The 17,788-nt window shown below is 63.1% G+C and carries 18 protein-coding genes and 1 pseudogene; 9 read left to right on the plus strand and 10 right to left on the minus strand.

Annotated elements, in window-relative coordinates:
* The 5 genes from folK to V1277_RS24825 form a co-directional block, all read right to left on the minus strand.
* Positions 1-492, minus strand: coding sequence for a 2-amino-4-hydroxy-6-hydroxymethyldihydropteridine diphosphokinase (gene folK / locus V1277_RS24805; protein WP_334418548.1), 492 nt, complete (start codon positions 490-492; stop codon positions 1-3).
* 1 nt (position 493) lies between these two features.
* A complete protein-coding gene (folB, locus tag V1277_RS24810) occupies positions 494-865 on the minus strand; it encodes a dihydroneopterin aldolase (protein WP_334418549.1) in 372 nt (123 codons plus the stop codon).
* Positions 862-1,719, minus strand: a complete 858-nt coding sequence (gene folP / locus V1277_RS24815) for a dihydropteroate synthase (protein ID WP_334418550.1) — start codon at positions 1,717-1,719, stop codon at positions 862-864. Before folP ends, folB begins: the two co-directional genes overlap by 4 nt.
* An 86-nt stretch (positions 1,720-1,805) precedes the next feature.
* Entirely contained in the window at positions 1,806-2,213 is a 408-nt protein-coding gene (locus tag V1277_RS24820; RefSeq protein ID WP_334376443.1) for a DUF4332 domain-containing protein, read from the minus strand.
* A gap of 52 nt (positions 2,214-2,265) precedes the next feature.
* Positions 2,266-2,631, minus strand: a complete 366-nt coding sequence (locus V1277_RS24825) for a DUF2267 domain-containing protein (protein ID WP_334418551.1) — start codon at positions 2,629-2,631, stop codon at positions 2,266-2,268.
* Positions 2,632-2,958: 327 nt separating this feature from the next.
* Here V1277_RS24825 and V1277_RS24830 point away from each other — a divergent pair, with 327 nt between their 5' ends.
* The 4 genes and pseudogenes from V1277_RS24830 to V1277_RS24845 all read left to right on the plus strand — a co-directional run.
* Complete coding sequence (locus V1277_RS24830; protein WP_334418552.1) at positions 2,959-4,578, plus strand: helicase HerA-like domain-containing protein; 1,620 nt, start codon at positions 2,959-2,961, stop codon at positions 4,576-4,578.
* A gap of 77 nt (positions 4,579-4,655) precedes the next feature.
* Positions 4,656-5,978 (plus strand): glycosyltransferase family 87 protein, encoded by a 1,323-nt coding sequence (locus V1277_RS24835; protein ID WP_334418553.1) that lies wholly within the window; start codon positions 4,656-4,658, stop codon positions 5,976-5,978.
* Positions 5,979-5,984: 6 nt separating this feature from the next.
* Positions 5,985-7,388: a M20/M25/M40 family metallo-hydrolase gene (locus tag V1277_RS24840; protein WP_334418554.1), complete on the plus strand. Its 1,404-nt coding sequence runs from the start codon at positions 5,985-5,987 to the stop codon at positions 7,386-7,388.
* A 63-nt stretch (positions 7,389-7,451) separates the two neighbouring features.
* Positions 7,452-7,583 (plus strand): annotated as a pseudogene (locus tag V1277_RS24845) (REP-associated tyrosine transposase); the annotation flags it as partial.
* A 217-nt stretch (positions 7,584-7,800) separates the two neighbouring features.
* Here the strand turns inward: V1277_RS24845 and V1277_RS24850 are convergent.
* Together V1277_RS24850 and V1277_RS24855 are read right to left on the minus strand one after the other, a co-directional pair.
* A complete protein-coding gene (locus V1277_RS24850; protein WP_334418556.1) occupies positions 7,801-8,784 on the minus strand; it encodes an NAD-dependent epimerase/dehydratase family protein in 984 nt (327 codons plus the stop codon).
* Positions 8,785-8,892: 108 nt separating this feature from the next.
* On the minus strand, positions 8,893-10,542 hold the full coding sequence (locus V1277_RS24855) for a glycosyltransferase family 39 protein (RefSeq protein ID WP_334418557.1): 1,650 nt from the start codon (positions 10,540-10,542) through the stop codon (positions 8,893-8,895).
* Positions 10,543-10,900: 358 nt separating this feature from the next.
* Between V1277_RS24855 and V1277_RS24860 the strand changes: the two genes are divergently transcribed.
* Positions 10,901-11,791: a DUF308 domain-containing protein gene (locus V1277_RS24860; protein ID WP_334418558.1), complete on the plus strand. Its 891-nt coding sequence runs from the start codon at positions 10,901-10,903 to the stop codon at positions 11,789-11,791.
* 172 nt (positions 11,792-11,963) lie between these two features.
* The gene (locus V1277_RS24865) at positions 11,964-12,377 is read left to right on the plus strand and encodes a MucR family transcriptional regulator (protein ID WP_334418559.1); all 414 of its coding nucleotides are present in this window, start codon (positions 11,964-11,966) and stop codon (positions 12,375-12,377) included.
* A 67-nt stretch (positions 12,378-12,444) separates the two neighbouring features.
* On the opposite strand, the gene V1277_RS24870 is transcribed toward V1277_RS24865, so the two are convergent.
* Entirely contained in the window at positions 12,445-12,873 is a 429-nt protein-coding gene (locus tag V1277_RS24870) for a SufE family protein (protein WP_334418561.1), read from the minus strand.
* Between the two features lie 82 nt (positions 12,874-12,955).
* Entirely contained in the window at positions 12,956-13,387 is a 432-nt protein-coding gene (locus V1277_RS24875; RefSeq protein ID WP_334418563.1) for a DUF5330 domain-containing protein, read from the minus strand.
* A gap of 423 nt (positions 13,388-13,810) precedes the next feature.
* Between V1277_RS24875 and V1277_RS24880 the strand changes: the two genes are divergently transcribed.
* Genes V1277_RS24880 through V1277_RS24890 form a run of 3 tightly spaced genes read left to right on the plus strand, consistent with a single transcriptional unit; the run spans position 13,811 to position 16,754 of the window.
* Positions 13,811-15,631: a PAS domain-containing sensor histidine kinase gene (locus V1277_RS24880; RefSeq protein WP_334418564.1), complete on the plus strand. Its 1,821-nt coding sequence runs from the start codon at positions 13,811-13,813 to the stop codon at positions 15,629-15,631.
* Positions 15,624-16,376 (plus strand): peptidoglycan-binding domain-containing protein, encoded by a 753-nt coding sequence (locus V1277_RS24885; RefSeq protein ID WP_334418565.1) that lies wholly within the window; start codon positions 15,624-15,626, stop codon positions 16,374-16,376. The genes V1277_RS24880 and V1277_RS24885 overlap by 8 nt, the downstream gene beginning before the upstream one ends.
* A gap of 33 nt (positions 16,377-16,409) precedes the next feature.
* A complete protein-coding gene (locus tag V1277_RS24890) occupies positions 16,410-16,754 on the plus strand; it encodes a DUF1491 family protein (protein WP_171708571.1) in 345 nt (114 codons plus the stop codon).
* Here the strand turns inward: V1277_RS24890 and V1277_RS24895 are convergent.
* Positions 16,751-17,728, minus strand: a complete 978-nt coding sequence (locus tag V1277_RS24895; protein WP_334418566.1) for a DUF2336 domain-containing protein — start codon at positions 17,726-17,728, stop codon at positions 16,751-16,753. The genes V1277_RS24890 and V1277_RS24895 overlap by 4 nt on opposite strands.
* Positions 17,729-17,788 lie beyond the last annotated feature (60 nt).

The following is a 17,788-nucleotide window of genomic DNA, read 5'->3' on the forward strand; positions in this document are numbered from 1 at the left end:
TCAATCGAGGTCGGGTAACCGCTCAATCCCCTCGGTCGACAATTGTGCCAGCGCATCCCGCACGCGGCGTCCCGCAATGACACGGTCGGGAACGATCTCGGCCAGCGGCACCAGCACAAAGGCGCGCTCGAAAGCCCGCGGATGCGGCAGTGTCAGTTCCGGCTTGTCGAGGCTAACGTCATCATAGGCGATCAGGTCGAGGTCGAGGGTGCGCGGACCCCAGCGCGTCTCATGGGCGCGGTCGCGGCCGAACTTTTTCTCGATCTTGTGCAGCGTAAACAGCAGCGCATGCGGATCGAGGCTGGTTTCGATCTCGATGCAGGCGTTGATGAAGGGCGCCTGGTGCTCCTCGCCCCAGGGCGGGGTGATGTAGTCAGAAGAACGCGCGAGCAGCGCAGCCTGGGTCATGCCGCAGATATTGGAGATGGCCTTTTTGAACGTCGCGCGGACATCGCCGACATTGCCGCCGAGCGCGATCAGCACGTCCGCCATGTCAGGGCGATTGCCGTTTGCGCATGAGTACCACGCCGACATCCTCGAAGATCTCGGCGATCGGCGCATGGGGCTTGTGCACGGTGACCTTGACCGCATGGACGCGTGGGAACGCCGCGAAAATCGCGTCCGAAACGGCGCCGGCCGCACGCTCCAAAAGCTTGTAATTGGTGTTCGTGAACGCGGCGGTCGCGGTCTCGACCACGCTGGCATAGGATACAGTGTCGGACAGCCGATCGGTGTGCGAGGACTCCGACAGATCGATGGAGAGTTCGATATCGATCACAAACCTCTGCCCGACTTTGGTCTCATGCTCCATCACGCCATGGCGGGCATGGATGACGACGCCGGTGATGAAGATCGTATCGCTCATCCCTGTTCCCTGATTGCCGTGGCCACGCGCAGTGCCTGTACGGTTTCGGCGACGTCATGAGCCCGGATGATCCGCGCCCCGTTCTGGGCCGCCAACAGATGCGCGGCGATCGAGCCGCCGAGGCGCTGATGCGGTTCCGACGGCGTCACCGTGCTGATGAAACGCTTGCGTGAGGCGCCGACCAATAACGGCAGGCCGAGCGACTGCAACTCGCCGAGCCGCGCCAGCGCGGTCATGCTTTGCTCGGGCGTCTTGCCAAAGCCGATGCCAGGGTCGAGCACGATGTTGGCGGATGAAATTCCGGCTTTTGCTGCGATGTCGAGCGAACGCGCAAAGAAAGCGGCGATATCCTGCATGATGTCTACAGCAGGATCGGCACGCTCGCGGTTATGCATGATGATGACCGGCGCGCCACGCTCCGCGACCAGCCCGGCCATGCCGGAATCGCGCTGCAGCCCCCAGACATCGTTGGCGATTGTCGCGCCCTGATCGAGCGCCCAGGCGACGACGGCCGATTTCATGCTGTCGATCGACACGGGAATGCCGAGCGCGACGACATCGGACAGTACCGGTTGCAGGCGCTTCAATTCGTCTTCCGCCGAGACCGGTTCCGATCCGTAGGGCCGGGTCGATTCCGCGCCGATGTCGATGATGTCGGCGCCCTCGGCGATCATCCGCCGGGCCTGGGCCAACGCCCGCTCTGGGGCAGCGAATTGACCGCCGTCCGAGAATGAATCGGGCGTCACATTCAGCACGCCCATCACCGCCGGATAGGGCTTGGACAGCAGCGCAGGCAGCACCGATTGACCGGCCGGACCGGACGCAGCGGGAGGTCTGGGCTGGGCTGCCATCATGCGGTGGCTTTGCGCGGTCCGCGCCGCCGAGTCAAGGCGTGAGAGCCGGCACTGCGGGGCGGGCCGGGCGCTTCAGTCGCTGATCTTCAATAGCTGATTTTGGGCGGCAGCTTGCGCGCCTGCTCGATCAGTAGCTCGACCGATCGCTCCGAGGGCAAAACCCGGACGAGTTTGCACTTCGTGTTCACGTCTTTCATGTTCTGGGCGAGTCGCGCCGGATTGCGATGGGCGAGTTCGCGTACCGTGGTGACGCCCGCGGCGCGCATCAGGCCTACCTTGGCCTTGCCCATCCCGGGAATGCGCATGTAGTCGGAAAAATTGGCCCATTCCAGCAGTTGCTGCTCGCTGATGCCGGTCTTCGCTGCGAGCGACTTGCGCCCTTTCACGGTGCGAGCGGCTTCCAGCAGCGCATCGGTCGTGCGAATGCCCAACGATTTCAGTTTCGAGGCAGAGTAGGCGGTCAGGCCGTCGATCTCGGAAAGGGGATAAGTCATGATACCAGATGAAAAGAGAATGTGCCCGGGCCGAATGTGCTCACCAAGTTGACTATGCGAACTGGCTGAGGCCCGGTGTCCCCGAAATGATTTCGCCCATTTGATCTGCTCCGATTTTGTCGCGACCGAACCTGAAAAGTTCACGCGCCACGCTTTGAATTTCGCTCATGCCAAGACCGAGCGCCATCAGCCTGGTGCCAACCGCCATCAAGCCTCCGCCCATCAGCCGCGCGAATCCGCTATTGCTGCTGGAAGCCGCAATCGCAGCCTCGGCACCCGGAATTTGGTCGATCAGGGCCTGAACCTTGTCGGAGGGGCCCTCGGTGCGGAGAAAACCCAGAACGATGCCGATGGTTTTTTCAGCGACAGCGCGATCGATACCGGCCTTGGAGGCCAGTCGCCCTACCAGTTCGTCCATATTTGCCCCGTCCCCAAACCGGCTTTACCGGGTCGTCTGCTTGCAAATTGATCTTGAGCGCCTGCGACCTGAAATACAAGCGATCCGCGCGTGCGAAGGCCTAGATCGAGTCGCGAGTGTTGCAGCAATGCAAGAGTGAAGGCCGGATCCACGCTGACTTGTTGCGCTGCGCTCTCGATTTTTCTGCCGAAGGTTGGAAAAAAGTATGAGAAGCATGAACGAAGAGGCGGGCGAATGCTCACGTATGTACCGCCGACGGTTTCAATCGGCGGGCAGGATGCGATATGATCGCCCACCAAATCCCCCGGCGCGCGAAGAGGCGATGCGATGGCGACTTCCGATAACAAGACGGCCGATACCGAAGAGAAGATCTTCATCGGAAAGGGCGAACAGACGGCTTGGCTGACGCTGGCGCTTGCCAATCGGCATGGCCTCGTCACCGGAGCGACCGGCACCGGCAAGACCGTGTCGCTGCAGGTGATGGCGGAGGGCTTTGCCCGTGCCGGTGTTCCCGTGTTCGCGGCCGATATCAAGGGCGATCTGTCCGGAATTTCCGAGATCGGCGAGGCCAAGGACTTCATCCTCAAACGCGCCGGCGAGATGGGCCTCAATTTCCAGCCCGACCAGTTCTCGACCGTGTTCTGGGACGTGTTCGGCGAGCAGGGCCATCCGGTTCGCGCCACGGTCACGGAAATGGGACCGCTTTTGCTGTCGCGAATGCTCGACCTGAACGACGTGCAGGAAGGCGTCCTCAACGTCGCGTTCCGTGTGGCGGATGAAAACGGCCTGACGCTGATCGACATGAAGGATCTGCGGTCGCTGCTGGATGCGATCGCGCCCGCCGGCGGCAAAAGGGGGCCGGATGCCGAGGAGGATGAGCTGGCCGAAATCCGAAAGGCCGCGCAGAGTTACGGCAATGTCAGCAAGGCAACGATCGGCACCATTCAGCGCCAGCTTCTGGTGCTGGAAAACCAGGGCGGCACTAAATTCTTCGGCGAGCCGGCGCTTTTGCTGAAAGACTTCATGAAGACCGATAGCGACGGCCGGGGAATGGTCAACATTCTGGTCGCCGACAAGCTGATGCAGAACCCGAGGCTCTACGCGACGTTTCTGCTGTGGATGCTGTCGGAGCTGTTCGAAGAGCTGCCGGAAGCCGGCGACCTGCCGAAGCCGAAACTGGTCTTTTTCTTCGACGAGGCGCATCTGTTGTTCAACGATGCGCCGAAGGCATTGCTCGACAAGATCGAGCAGGTGGTCCGCCTGATCCGCTCCAAGGGCGTCGGCGTCTATTTCGTCACGCAAAACCCGATCGACGTGCCGGACAAGGTGTTGGCGCAGTTAGGCAACCGCGTGCAGCACGCGCTGCGCGCCTTCACGCCGCGTGACCAGAAGGCAGTGAATGCGGCGGCGCAGACCTTCCGGCCGAACCCCAAGCTCGACACCGCTCGCGTCATCATGGAGCTCGGCAAGGGCGAGGCGCTGGTGTCGTTCCTTGAAGGTGGTGGTACGCCGACCATGGTCGAGCGCGTCATGATCCGGCCGCCGACGGCGCGGATCGGGCCGATCACGCCGGAAGAGCGCAAGGCGATCATGGGCAAGAGCCCGGTCAAAGGCAAATACGACACCGCGGTCGACGCCGAATCCGCCTACGAGATGCTGCAGAAGCGGGTAGCCACGACGGCGGCGCCTGCGGAGGGGCAGGATGGTGGCGGTGGCGGCATTCTCGGCCAGATCGGTTCGATCGTCGGCACGATCTTCGGCACCAACGTCAGGCGCGGCAGGCTGTCGACCGGCCAGGTGATTGCACGAGACGTTACGCGGTCCGTCACCAACAAGGTGGTCGGCGGCATCGTCGCCGATCTCGGCAAATCGGTTGGTGGCTCGCTCGGCGGTTCAGTTGGTCGCGCGCTGGTGCGCGGCGCGCTCGGCGGCTTGCTGCGGCGCTAGGACTTTTTCGAGCGAAGGTGTTAATCGGTTCGCGTGAAGAGCTGCGACGTAATCTCCTCTGAATCCGGAACGAGCGTGTGCTGAGATATCCGTCGCTACGAAGGCCGCTCGATATCCTGTTTCTGGTATGTTGCATCGCTTTGACCGCCGATGTCCTCGTCCCGGAACTCTGGGGCAACGGCAAGACCAAGGACTATCCGCTCTGGTTCTGGGCCGGTCAGCAGGTGTTGCAGGGCAAGAATCTCTACCCTGACAACCCCGCCGCCTATTTCGAATTCATCTATCCGCCGCTGTCGGCGGTGCTGCTGGCGATCCCGAGCTGGTTCGGCAAGATCCCGCTCTATCTCTGCCTGTCGTTTCTTAACATCGTCGCGTGGTGGATGACGGCGCAATTCTCGCACGCGATGGCGGGATCAGGACATAAGCCCGGGCCATGGCTGGAAGCATTGCCCGGCTTCGTCACCGTCACCTTCGTGTTCGACATGTTCGACCTCGGCCAACCGAACTTGCTGCTGCTGGCGCTGATGCTCTACGGATTCTGGCTGCTGCGCGATCACCGTGGCTGGATGGCGGGAAGCATGTTCGCGCTCGCTACCGCGATCAAGGTGTTTCCGGTCGCGGTGTTGCCTTATCTGGTGTGGCGAAGACAGTGGGCGGCAGCCGCGAGCATGCTGGTTTTCATCGGCCTGTTTCTGTTCGTGCTGCCGGCGCCGTTTCGCGGCTTCCAGCACAATTTCACGGAACTGAGGACCTGGTACCAGGGCATGGTGGGTTCGAGTTCGGAGAAGGGGTTCGGGCAGCGCGACACGCAGAACTGGTCGTGGGTCAACCAGTCGATCATCGCGGTGACGCACCGGCTGACGCGGCCGGTCAACTACAACCAGGACAATCCGGCCAAGCCCGTGCGCACGATGAACATCATCGACGTCGATTTCAGGACGGCGAACTGGATCGTGGTGGCGATCTCGCTCGCGATCGGGCTCGGCTATCTCGCTGTCATGCCGCCGGCCTCGCGCCGCACGGAACGGTCGGATGCCGAAGAGATCGGCATCCTGTTTTGCCTGATCACGGTAGCTTCGCCGCTGGCCCGGCAATACTACTTCCTGTGGCTGTTCTTCCCAATCACTGTTTTGGTCCACCGCGCCGCTTACGATCCGCGCCCGGCGGTCAAAACCGGGACATGGACGTTGCTCGCCGTCGCGGGCGGGTTGCTGTGCCTGTCGCTGCCGCTGTTCCCTGTTGATCTGCAGGCCTATGGCAACAATCTCGCCGCCACCATCCTGCTCGCGGCGGGGCTGGTCTGGCACATATTGCATCCGCCTGCCGCGGATGTTGCCTTGCCTCAGGCCGCGGGCAAGCTACAACTTGACGCTAACAACAAGGCTCACAGCCAGGGATAGCAAGCCATGTCCAACGCCAAGATTCAGCCGGTCCTCGATCACATCGACGCCGATTTCGACAACAGTCTCGAGCGGCTGTTCGCGCTGTTGCGGATCAAGTCGATCTCGGCCGATCCGGCTTTTGTCGGCGATTGCAAGGCGGCCGCCGATCATCTGGCGAAGGATATCGCCACACTCGGCTTCAAGGCCGAGGTGAGGCCGACGGCTGGGCATCCGGCGATCGTTGCCAAGCTCAATGGCAGCACCGACGGCCGGCCGCACGTTCTGTTCTACGGGCATTACGATGTGCAGCCGGTCGATCCGCTCAATCTGTGGCACCGGCCGCCGTTCGAGCCCGTCGTCACCGACCATGCCGACGGCCGCAAGATCATCGTCGCGCGCGGTGCGGAGGACGACAAGGGCCAGTTGATGACTTTCGTCGAGGCCTGCCGCGCCTGGAAGAAGGTCACAGGTTCGCTGCCGGTCGACATCACCATCATTATCGAAGGTGAAGAGGAAATCGGATCGAAGAACTTCGTGCCGTTCCTGGAAGCGAACAAGGCCGACCTGAAGGCCGACTTCGCGCTGGTCTGCGACACCGGCATGTGGGATCAGAACACGCCGGCGATCACGACTTCGCTGCGCGGGCTTGTCTATGACGAGGTCAAGATCAAGGCTGCCAATCGCGACCTGCATTCCGGCATTTTTGGCGGCGGCGCGCGCAACCCGATCCGGGTGCTGACCAACATTCTCGGCGGCCTGCATGACGAGAACGGCCACATCACCATTCCCGGATTCTACGATGGTGTGAAGGACCTGCCGCCGGACATCCTGGCGCAGTGGAAGAACCTCAACCTCACGCCGGAGTCATTCCTGAAGCCGATCGGTCTTTCGATTCCGGCCGGTGAAAAGGATCGCCTGCTGATCGAGCAGGTTTCCTCGCGCCCGACCTGCGACATCAACGGCATCATCGGCGGTTATACAGGGGAAGGCTCCAAGACCGTCATCCCGGCGGAAGCTTCCGCGAAAGTTTCGTTCCGCCTGGTGGAGGGACAAGACCCGGAAAAGATCCGCAAGGCTTTCCGAGATTACGTTCGGGCGCGCGTGCCTGCCGATTGCAAGGCCGAGTTCACCGACCACTCCAACGCGCCGGCCATTGCGCTCGACTGGAACATGAAGCCGCTGGCCGCCGCCAAGCGCGCGCTGACGGACGAGTGGGGCAAGGAAGCGCTCCTGATCGGCTCCGGCGCCTCGATCCCGATCGTGGCGGATTTCAAGCGCACGCTCGGCCTCGACACCGTGCTGGTCGGCTTCGGCCTCGACGACGACAACATCCATTCGCCGAACGAGAAGTACGATCTCAGGAGCTATCACAAGGGCATCCGCTCCTGGGCGCGGATTTTGGGCGCGTTCGCGGAGACGCCGCGCTAAGTAAGCGTGTAGGATGGGTAGAGCGAAGCGAAACCCATCACCTCACCGCATGGGTAAATGAAGATGACCAGTTACCGTCGCAATTTCATCCCCGGCGGTTGTTTCTTCTTTACGGTCAATCTTGCCGACCGGCGGTTGAGGCTGCTGACGGAATACGTCGAAACCCTCCGCGCTGCGTTTCGTGAGACCCGCCAGCATGTAGGGTGGGCAAAGGAGCGCTAGCGACGTGCCCACCATCTCTCCGAGCCATAGCCTTTGAATGGTGGGCACGCTTCGCTTTGCCCACCCTACAGGCCAACAAATAAAAACGCCGCCCGGGATTGGACGGCGTTTGATTCCAGACGTGTAGAGGGTGTGTAACAGGCAGTTTAGCGCATCCACGCGGCTTGTCCACCGGATACTCTCGCCGCGCTCACTCTACCGGGTAGGGTCCCTCGCGAAAGACGCGGTTGTGATAGCCCTTGCTGCCAATCTCCCGCGCGAGTGGACTGCGGATATCCTCGCCGGCCCGCAGCCGCGCAATCAGTGCGCGGAAATCATGGCGCGGTTGCCAGCCGAGTTCGGCACGTGCGCGGTCGTTGACGTAGACGCGATCGATGCCTGGAACCATCGTCCAGCCGCGCCGCGCAAATTCAGCCTCAAACTCCGGCACGTAACGGCGGACCACACGCGGCGCGTCGTTGCGCAGTTCCGCCGTGTCGTGACGCGAGAACGGCGTGGTGGCGCTGATGATGTATTTCGTGAAACCGGCCGATGGCGCGCGGTCGGCCGCCATCAGATGCGCGCTGACCACATCTTCGATATCGACGCGGCGATACAGGAACTCGTTGGTCTTGATGTTGGCGTCGGTGTAGGCCTCGCGTGTCGCGCGATTGTCATCCTCTTCAGGGAAGAAACGCGAGGTGCGCAGCACGATGGTGCGAAGCGCGTGATTTCGCGCAAAGAGCTGGCACAGATCCTCCGCGGCAGCCTTGGTGACGCCATAGATATTTTTCGGCACCGCCGTGACGTTTTCGGTGATCCATGCCGCTGGCTCGCCCGGCGGTGGCACCAGCGCCTCGCCGAAGACGCTTGTGGTGCTGGTGTAGACAAACGCCGTGACGCCGGCTGCGGCAGCCTCTTCGAGCAGATTAAGCGTGCCTGATATGTTGACGTCGACAAATTCCTGGCGGCTGTGGGTCGCGACATGCGGCTTGTGCAGCGTCGCGGCGTGCAGCACGGTCGTCACGCCCTTCATGCAACGGCGCACGAAAGCGCGGTCAGCGATCGAGCCCAAACGGTGCGTAAACACGCCGGGCGGAACGTCAATGCCGATGGCCTTGCGCCGCTGCGCCTGCAACGTACGCATCAGCGCCTCGCCGAGATGGCCGGAACTGCCGGTCACCAGTACCGTCACGCCGCCATAACCTTTCGCGCGCTCGAGAGTTGTTGATTTTCGGGAACGAACGTAGCCCTGCGCCAGCTCAGCAGCAAGGCACGGGCCGGGCGCGGCTGTTATGCGGGATCAGGGCGCCGGGATTGCCAGCAACGTCGAGATGGCGCGGCCGCGGATGTCGTAGACGCGCGCGAACACGACATCGTCGCGCTTGATTTCCACCATGACGGGCGCGGTGAGGCCCTTGCAGTAGAACTCGCCCAGCGTCATCGCGAAGTCGGCCGACTGGCTGTCCCAGCCGATCGTGAAGTCCGGGCCGAGCGCCACCTGCGCCGGACGCTGCGGGCCGCACACCGCGACCTTCCACTTGCGTCCCAGTGGCGGAAATTCCTGCCGTTCGACCAGATCCTCGCGCAGACCGTCGGAAGCCTGCTTCAGCGCCAGCCCCCAGTAATCCAGCATAAACATCTTGTCGGCGCCGCGAACCGTGCCGGCAATGTGATTGAAATGGGTGTATTCATAAGGGTGCAGGCGGATCATCTCGCTGAGCGGCAACAGCAAACCGAACGAGAACACCGCAAGCGCGGCGGGCTGCCAACTGCGGCGATTTTGCTTCAGCCATTTCATTCCCCAGGCGAACGCGACGCCCGCAAGCACCGTCATCGGCGGAACGACGAAGATGAAATGCCGGATGCCGTTGTAGAGCGCCGGCCGCTTCACCATCGCGATCACCAGCGGCAGTGTCGCCGCCAGCGTCAGCATCAACAGGATGGTTTTGCGGCGGGCAGCTACGTCAGCGCGCGACAGCGACATGAAAGTGCCGACGACACCGCCAATCAGAAGTGCGAGCAATATCTCGGGAAGCTGCAGCGCGAACAGCGTCGGCAGATACGACCAGGGCATGTCGGGCACCGAGACCAGCGCGCCGTCGAACATTTCCTTCCAGGGCTTTTCGAAGAAATGCGAGAAATAGGTCAGCGCCTGGAACGGATGGCCGGGCTCCATGATCGACCACGGCCACACCAGGCCCATGATCAGGTATCCGAACACGAGCCCCGGGACCAGGACGTACACGACATGGGCGAAGCGGCGGATCGCCTCGCGCCAGCCTTGCGTGCGAACGTCCTCGATCAACAGCGGGACGAAGCCCACCATCGCATAGACCACCGCCAGCCCGCCGAGAATCCGGCAGCCGATCGAGAGACCGGCGCCGAGGCCTATGATCAGGATGGTACGCGGTGAGGGCGCGGGATACTCCTCGGCGAGGCGCACCAGACCCAGGATCAGGATCACCATCGAGACGGCAAACGGCGCGTCCTTCGGGTTCATGAACATGTGCCCGTAGAAGGTCGGGCACAGCGCCAGCAGCAGCAGCGTCGCGAGCCCGGCAAGCGGGCCGCCGACGCGCCGCGCCAGCCGCCAGGTCACGGCAAGGCCGATCAGGCCGACGACGGCGCCGAGCAGGCGGCGCGTTTCGAACAATTCGAGTGGAATGACCTTGTGCAGCAGGGCCGCCGCCATGTCGAAGCCGCCGCCATACATGTAGAGATTGGCGAACGATAACGCGCCGGTGTCCGTGAAGCCGGAACCGTACATCCGCAGCAGCAGATCGGCATATTCGGCGTGCGTGTAGTCGTCCCAGCCCAGCCCATAGTCGCGGAAGGTCAGGCCAGCAACGAGCGTGACAACGGCCAACGCGAAGATGGCGAGGTCGTCACAGGTCCGCTCCACCGAGCGCCGCGCAGGCGTATCGAGAGCAGAAGTCGTAATGGATGACATGGCGATTGGTAACCCAGCGTCCCCTATGGCCCAGCTTGGATATTCTTGAGCCTCATTCCCCGGGTACCCATATAGCGCAGTTCCATTACCAAGTAATTGGGAATTGTGGCGTAAATCCCTGATGCAATGCAACAAAAGGGCAGTAATTGGTAGGCGGTAAAGTTACGGGTGCCGGAGTGAACGGCACCTGAATGGCACGAAACACCTGCGACCAGGATTCCTGTCAGAATTCCTGCAACCGAACAACGCCATACGGAACCCGGTGTGCAATTGGCGGGGTGGCGATGCGCATAATATGACGGTATCGTGGCTTTGGGCGGCTTGCGAGCGTTTCGGGCGCGGCTGAGGGGTTAGTTCAATGATGGTTGTTATGTTGGTCGCCGGGATCGGCCTCGTTTTGGCGGGGCTACTGGCGATCGGCTTCGGGATACCGATCAAGGAATTCAGCACCGGCAACACGCTGATCATCGCCGGCGTGATCGGCGTCTGCACCGGCGCGATCATGCTCGCGCTCTGGATAGCGGTCCGGGAGCTGAAGAACGTTGCGCGGCGGCTCGGCGCTAGTATGCCTGAAGCGCGCGGCGAGGCTGCGGTGCGGCCGGTGCTTCCTGCTGCGGCGACGCGGGATTCCGCTGCATTCGGCGGCGGTTTCCCGGCCGCCGAGCAGCCCACTGGTCCCGGACCATTCTCCCCAACCGCACCGCCGCCTTTCTCGCCAGCGGCACCGCCGCCTTGGCAGAACGAGGCTGTCCTGCGGGATCATCCGATCCCTGAGCCGACACACCCCGAAACCCCACCATCGGCTCCGAAACCGAAGCGCAATTTGCTGTTTTCCTCGACGTCACGAAGAGAGCGCGAGCGCACGCAGGGGCGCGCCAGTGAGCTGCTGCCGCCGGACCTTTTGTCATCGGACCTTCGTTCCAATCCACCCGCCGTGCCGCCGGTCGAGCCGGCCGAACCGCCACGGCCGTCGTTCGAGGATACCTGGCCGAAAGCGGAGCGCGCAAAGCCCAGCGAAACCCCGCTGCAGCGCCGCGGCGGCCGCACTCCCCCGGCGCCCGCGGAAGCCAATGGTGGACCGCCGCGCACGGAGGATCAGCCGGCGGTGACAGTGCTGAAGTCCGGCGTCGTCGATGGCATGGCCTACTCCCTCTACTCCGACGGTTCGATCGAGGCCCAGATGCCCGAGGGGATGATGCGCTTCGCCTCGATCGACGAACTGCGCGCGCATCTCGATCAGCGGTCCTGAACCGGCAATACTTGCCGGACGGCGACTATTGGAAATAAAGCAGCGCCGTTCTTGTCAATTTCCCGGCACTTCGTTCATATACGCCAAGTTGTATAGGATGCCGCCGATGTATAGGTGCGGTTGGATACTGTCCGAACCGTACAGATGCATAGTGATCCCAGAAGGTTGAGCCATGACCGATCCCGCAGGCAAGACGCCCGTCGAACTGACCGCCAATATCGTATCGGCCTATCTCAGCAACAATCCGACCCAGGCCTCGGAAATCCCGAACCTAATCACCCAGGTCCATGCCGCGCTGATGCGGGTGTCGAGCGGCCGGCCCGAGACCCCGCTCGAGCCAGCCAAGCCGGCCGTATCGGTGAAAAAGTCGATGACGCCGGAATATCTGGTCTGTCTGGAGGACGGCAAGCGCTTCAAGTCGCTGAAGCGCCATCTGCGCACGCAGTACAACATGACGCCGGAGCAATACCGCGACAAATGGGGGCTGCCGCCGGATTATCCCATGGTGGCGCCGAACTACGCGGTGGCGCGTTCGCAACTCGCCAAGAAGATGGGACTTGGCCAGCAGGCGCGGAAGCGGAAGTAAGCCAAGTTTTCAAGCGAAGTGGGAACCGGTTCGCGTGAAGAAAACGCGCCAAATATAGGCCTATCTATTACGAGGCCGCGGCAAGCGCCTCACGCGCGTCGGCGCGGATGCGCTCGACCATGGAACGTAGGCCGTTGGAACGCTGCGGCGTCAGGTGCTCGCGAAATCCGAATTCGTCGAATACCTCGAGCGCATCGGTTGAAAGGATGTGCTGCGGCGTGCGGCCGGAATAGAGCGTGAGCAGGATTGCGATCAGGCCGCGCACGATGTGAGCGTCGCTGTCGCCCAGATATTTCAGCCTCGGTTCGCCGTTGCCGCTGCGGTCGATCTGCCTGGAGAGCCAGACCTGGCTGACGCAGCCATTGACCTTGTTCTCGGCGGAATGCTCGGCCTCCGGCATCGGGTCGAGGGTGCGGCCGAGTTCGATGACGTACCGGTAGCGGTCGTCCCACTCGTCAAGCAGTTCGAAATTGTCCCTGATTTCGTCGATCGTCATCTTGGCCCACGTCCGTTTTCGTAAGCCTTATATAGGATGCGGATTGAACGAAAGCGACGGAAACGGAACCGGTTCCGCGGCCTTATTTTGAAGCCAAGGGCGTCCGCGGCATCCGCCATTCGATCGCCATATCGTCCTCCGTCAGCGCATCAGCGGGCGAGGCGGCCGCGATGACGGCCTCGGCGTCGCCGGCGGTGCCGATCGAGCTGGTATGGTCGGGCTTCTTGTCGGGGACGGCGGGCGGCTCGGGCTTCTTGTCGGTGATGATCTTGTACAATTGGCGGGCGCCGTCCTGGGCGCGCTGGCCGAGCGCGGTGGCGGCCTGGCCACCGACCTCGCAGGCCGCCGGCTGGCGCTTGCAGAACTGTCCCATGTCGGAGACGGCGGCGGTCGCAGCCGATACGGCCTCGGACGCGCCGATCTGCGACACCTTGTCCGATTCAGGCGTCTTTTCTCTGGGCAACAGCACGAGCACAAGCCCGAGCCAGAATGCCATGCGAAGCAGAAAAAACATCTCGCGACCCCGGTCGTCTCTTATGGTTGTGTTGCGGTTAAGTCCGCTAGCTTTGTTTCTGACTAACAGCCCTCGATAAATCGCAAGTGTTTGCATTGAGGTAAAATCGCCGAAAATTTTCTGAAAACCGCAACGATTCGATTCGGCGTAAATTTTCGATTGACGATCACCGCCGCGCGAAAATTCGCGCCGCTCGCGCGTCCACCATTTCGAAACCATAGATCGATCGCGCTGGAAACCTGTCGTTCACCATCCGGGTCGAATGACCGTCGTGTGAGACGTCAAAACTCCGCGGATGCGCGTTGTTGGTCGGCCATGCGCCGGGCCTTAGCGTTCGCTTAAGCTCACTCTGACACGGTGACGCAAAGATTAAGGGGGCGTTCCGGCGCGTCTGTCTGACGAACAAGCCGAAGCGCGAGAGCCGTGACTGTTTTGAGTATCATCCGCGATTGTCTCGATGCGCTGCTGCATCCCTCGGCACGATATGATGCGCTGACGAGTGCGCGTCATCGCGCTTTCATGGCGCCGCGGCTGCTCGGCAGCCTGGTGGCGCTTGCGGCCTTTCCGGTCTATCTGGCGATGCGCGGTGCGCCCACGGCGCTCGAGGTCGCTGCCTTCGCCTGGCTGATCGCACCCATCCTGTTGTCCTGGTTCCTGTCGCGCACCGGCCGCTACGAGGGCGCGCATATCCTGTCCGCGCTGGCGCTGGCGGGCCTTGTCATGATGGTCGCCGTGACCACCGGCGGCATCGAATCGTTCGCCGCGGTCTGGCTCATCGTCGTTCCCCTGGAAGCGGCGCTGTCGGCCTCGCGCCGCGTGGTCGTGTTTGCCTCTGCGCTTGCGCTGTCATGCGCCGCCTCGCTGATCGCGCTCGGGCATTTTCACCTGCTGCCGATGGCGGAGCCGAACGCGGCGCTGCGCACCGTCTTGATGGGTGCCGGCGTTGCTTCGGCAACGCTCTATGCGGCGGGACTGGCCGTCAGCGCGGAATCGCTGGCGCGCACTTCCGTGTCGCTGCTTTATCTCGAGGAAGACCGCTATCGCTTGCTGGCGCGAAACATGAGCGACGTTATTTCGCGTCACAACCGCAGCGGCGCCGTGGAGTTCATTTCGCCGGCGGCGGAAGCCATGCTCGGCACGCCCGGCGCCCGGCTCACCGGCCATGGCCTGTTCGACCGCGTCCATGTCGCCGATCGTCCGGCCTATCTCACGGCACTGTCCGATGCCGCGCGCGGCAGCGAGCAGCGCAGCGTCGAATTCCGCCTGCGCCGCGACGCGGTCCGCGGCCAGAACGCTTCCGCCGATTTCATCTGGGTAGAGATGCGTTGCCGACCGCTCGAGCAGGTTTCGCCCGAGGCCGACGTCGTCGCCGTGATGCGCGACGTCACCGACCGCAAGATCCAGGAGCAGGCCCTTGAAACGGCGCGCACCGCCGCCGAGCAGGCGGATGCCTCCAAGACGCGGTTCCTCGCTACCATGAGTCACGAACTGCGCACGCCGCTGAACGCCATCATCGGCTTCTCCGAAATGATCGTGCACGAAGAGGCGATGATGCTCGACGCCGCGCGCCGCAGGGAATACGCGCAGTTGATCAACGATTCCGGCCAGCATCTGTTGTCGGTCGTCAACGGCATCCTCGACATGTCCAAGATGGAAACCGGCAATTTCGAAATTTCGCCGGAGCCGTTCGCGCCGCGTGCGGCACTGTTGCACTGCTGCGATTTGCTGGCGCTGAAGGCGCGCGACAATGGCGTCGACCTGATCACCCGAGCAGCAGAGGACCTGCCTGTGATGAACGGCGATCCCCGCGCTTTCAAGCAGATCGCGCTGAACCTCATCACCAACGCCATCAAGTTCACCGAGCGCGGCGGCAGCGTGACGGTTTCCGCCGCGGTCGAGGGATCGCGGCTGATGCTGAGTGTCACCGATACCGGGGTCGGTATCGCCGCCGAGGATCTCGCGCGGATCGGCGATCCGTTCTTCCAGGCCGGCAAGACCTATCAGCGCAAGCACGAAGGCACCGGCCTCGGCCTGTCGATCGTCAAAGGTCTGGTTGGATTGCACAACGGCGAGATGAACGTGCAGAGCAGAGTCGGCGAGGGTACCACGGTGGCTGTTACCTTGCCGCTTGACTTTGCGCCGTCGCTGACCACTTCGAACAACGTCGCGACGCTGAAGCCGGCGCTGCGACCCGAATCTCCCGAAGCTCAGGATGAAGTCCATCAGGTGAAGAAAAGTGCCTAGGCGTATTGACGACGATGACGAGATGCCGCGCCGCCGCCGTCGCGGCGCGAAAGCGGTTGCGATCGAAGCAGCGGAGGAAGAGCGCGGCCTCGTGACGCGCATTCTCCTGCACAGTCCGAAAGACATGATCGCGGGTCTGCTCGCGGCTGCCGCAATCTGCGCCATCGTCGCCAATGCGCTGTTCCTGCAGGCCGGCCGCCATCCCTCGCCGATGTTCGGCTCGGTCGTGACGCTGCCGGCGCCGCAAGCTGCCGTCGTGAGCCCGCTGCCGCGCCCGCGCCCGGTCGAAATAACAAGGCCGGTCGATTCCGATCCGCCGGAAATCAGGCCGGTCGAGGTGAGGGGCGCCGATCCCAAACACGTCGAGGCCAAGAGCGCCGAGCCCAGGAACAATGATTCCAAGAACAACGATTCCAGGAACAACGATTCCAAGAACGCCGATTCGATGACCAATCTGGTGGTCAAGTCGACCGGCGCGCCCGCCGCGCCGCCTAGCAATGTGGTGCGTCCGCCGGCGCCGATTCCGGCGAATGGACAAAGCGCCGGCGCGCGCCGCGTGGCGGCGGTGCAGCGCGCGCTGACGCAATATGGCTACGGCCAGTTGAAGCCGACCGGCGCGGTCGGTGCGGACACCCAGGCCGCGATCTCGAAATTCGAACGCGACCGCAAGCTGCCGGTGACCGGCCAGATGTCCGATCGCCTGGTGAAGGAGCTCACGGCGATGATCGGGCACCCGATCGACTAGCTTCCGCCTGGTCGCTGGCCTATCGTTCGTCACATGCGATTGAAATCAAGCATCTGGGTGGCCGCTTACCTGCGCCGCTGTCAGAACGAGGGAATTTTTGGCGCCGTGCGCAAGCGCGGGGCTGAGGAGGCGGGGGCGGTTTTCGTCAAGGTGGCGCTGCTCGACGGCAACGCCATGCTGTATGCGCCTGCGCCGCAGACCGTCTATGACGAGAGTCGTCCAGCCGAGCGGCTGTTCGCGCCGGCCTCGCCGCAGCCGGTGCCCGAGCAATCGGTGGAGGAGCGTCTCGCCAAGGAACTCCGTTTCGATCCCGACGCCTGGATCGTCGAGACCGAAGATCGCGCAGGGCGGCACTTCCTGGATCTGGCGAAGGGTTAGCGCTTCGAGCCGTCGGTGCCGGTGCGTATGGCCGGCGCGGTTCCAGGCTGCACCGCGGAACGTGTTTGCGAACCCGCCGCACGCGCGCGGTGCCGTTCTTCGTCGTACAGCGCGGCGCGATATTTGGCGCGGCTGACTGCCATGGTCGAGCCGCGCCATGCGGCCAGCATGACGAGCGCGGATCGTTCGCTCAAGCGGTCGTAAAGTCGCGACAAGCGATAGACGTTGTGCACGGATGAGCCGAATTCCGGATTAAGGAACAACAGCACGCGCTGGAAGATTGCACTTGGCATGTCGAGCGCCTTCGCTGCGCATGCCAGCGGCTCGCCGCCGGGATCATTGACAACTTGCGTTGCGATCCGTGATGGCAGGATCAGGGCGTCGCCGAGTTCGAGCGCGAAGCTTTCGGCGTCCTCGGCGAACGCGGCCATTTCCAGGATATGAAGCGCGCGGGCGGCGCGGGCTGCGGGAATTCGCGCCGAGGCTTTCAGCGGCGTATCGGCGAGATTGTGCAGGATCAGCGCGCGCTCGCTGGGGCCGGCCGTGAAGAACATGTCGCTGATTTCGGCAGCATCGTTGGGCCGCATTGCCAGATTGGATGCCATCCGCAACTGCGCCTCGGTCGGCGCCTTCACCGTTGGCGCGTCGGTCCGGGGAGCGGTGATTGCAGCCGCGAGCGGCAGGGGCTGGTCGGGGTGCGCACGCCGCAGCCCAAGCCTGTCCATGACCTCGGCCGGTGTCGCCGGATAGATCGCGAGCCGCGCCCGCACCGCCGCGCGGGTGGCGTCGTCGACCTGGTCGATCAGGCGGGACGTCAGTTCGATGAACTGCCGCTCCTCGTCGGCGGAATGGGCGCTGGCCTGGACATAGAGGTCGGTCAGCACGCGCAGCAAGGTCGGGCGGATATCGACGCCCTCGCGGCGCGAGAGCGTCATCAGCCCGTCGAATCCCGGAAACAATGGAGCTGCAGTCATGTCAGGTGTACGCGACTTCGGTAATCCCTCGCGTCAGGCTACGCAGCGCGCTTTAATGGT

Origin of the sequence: Bradyrhizobium sp. AZCC 1588, assembly GCF_036924735.1 — a bacterium.
Classification (GTDB): Bacteria; Pseudomonadota; Alphaproteobacteria; order Rhizobiales; family Xanthobacteraceae; genus Bradyrhizobium.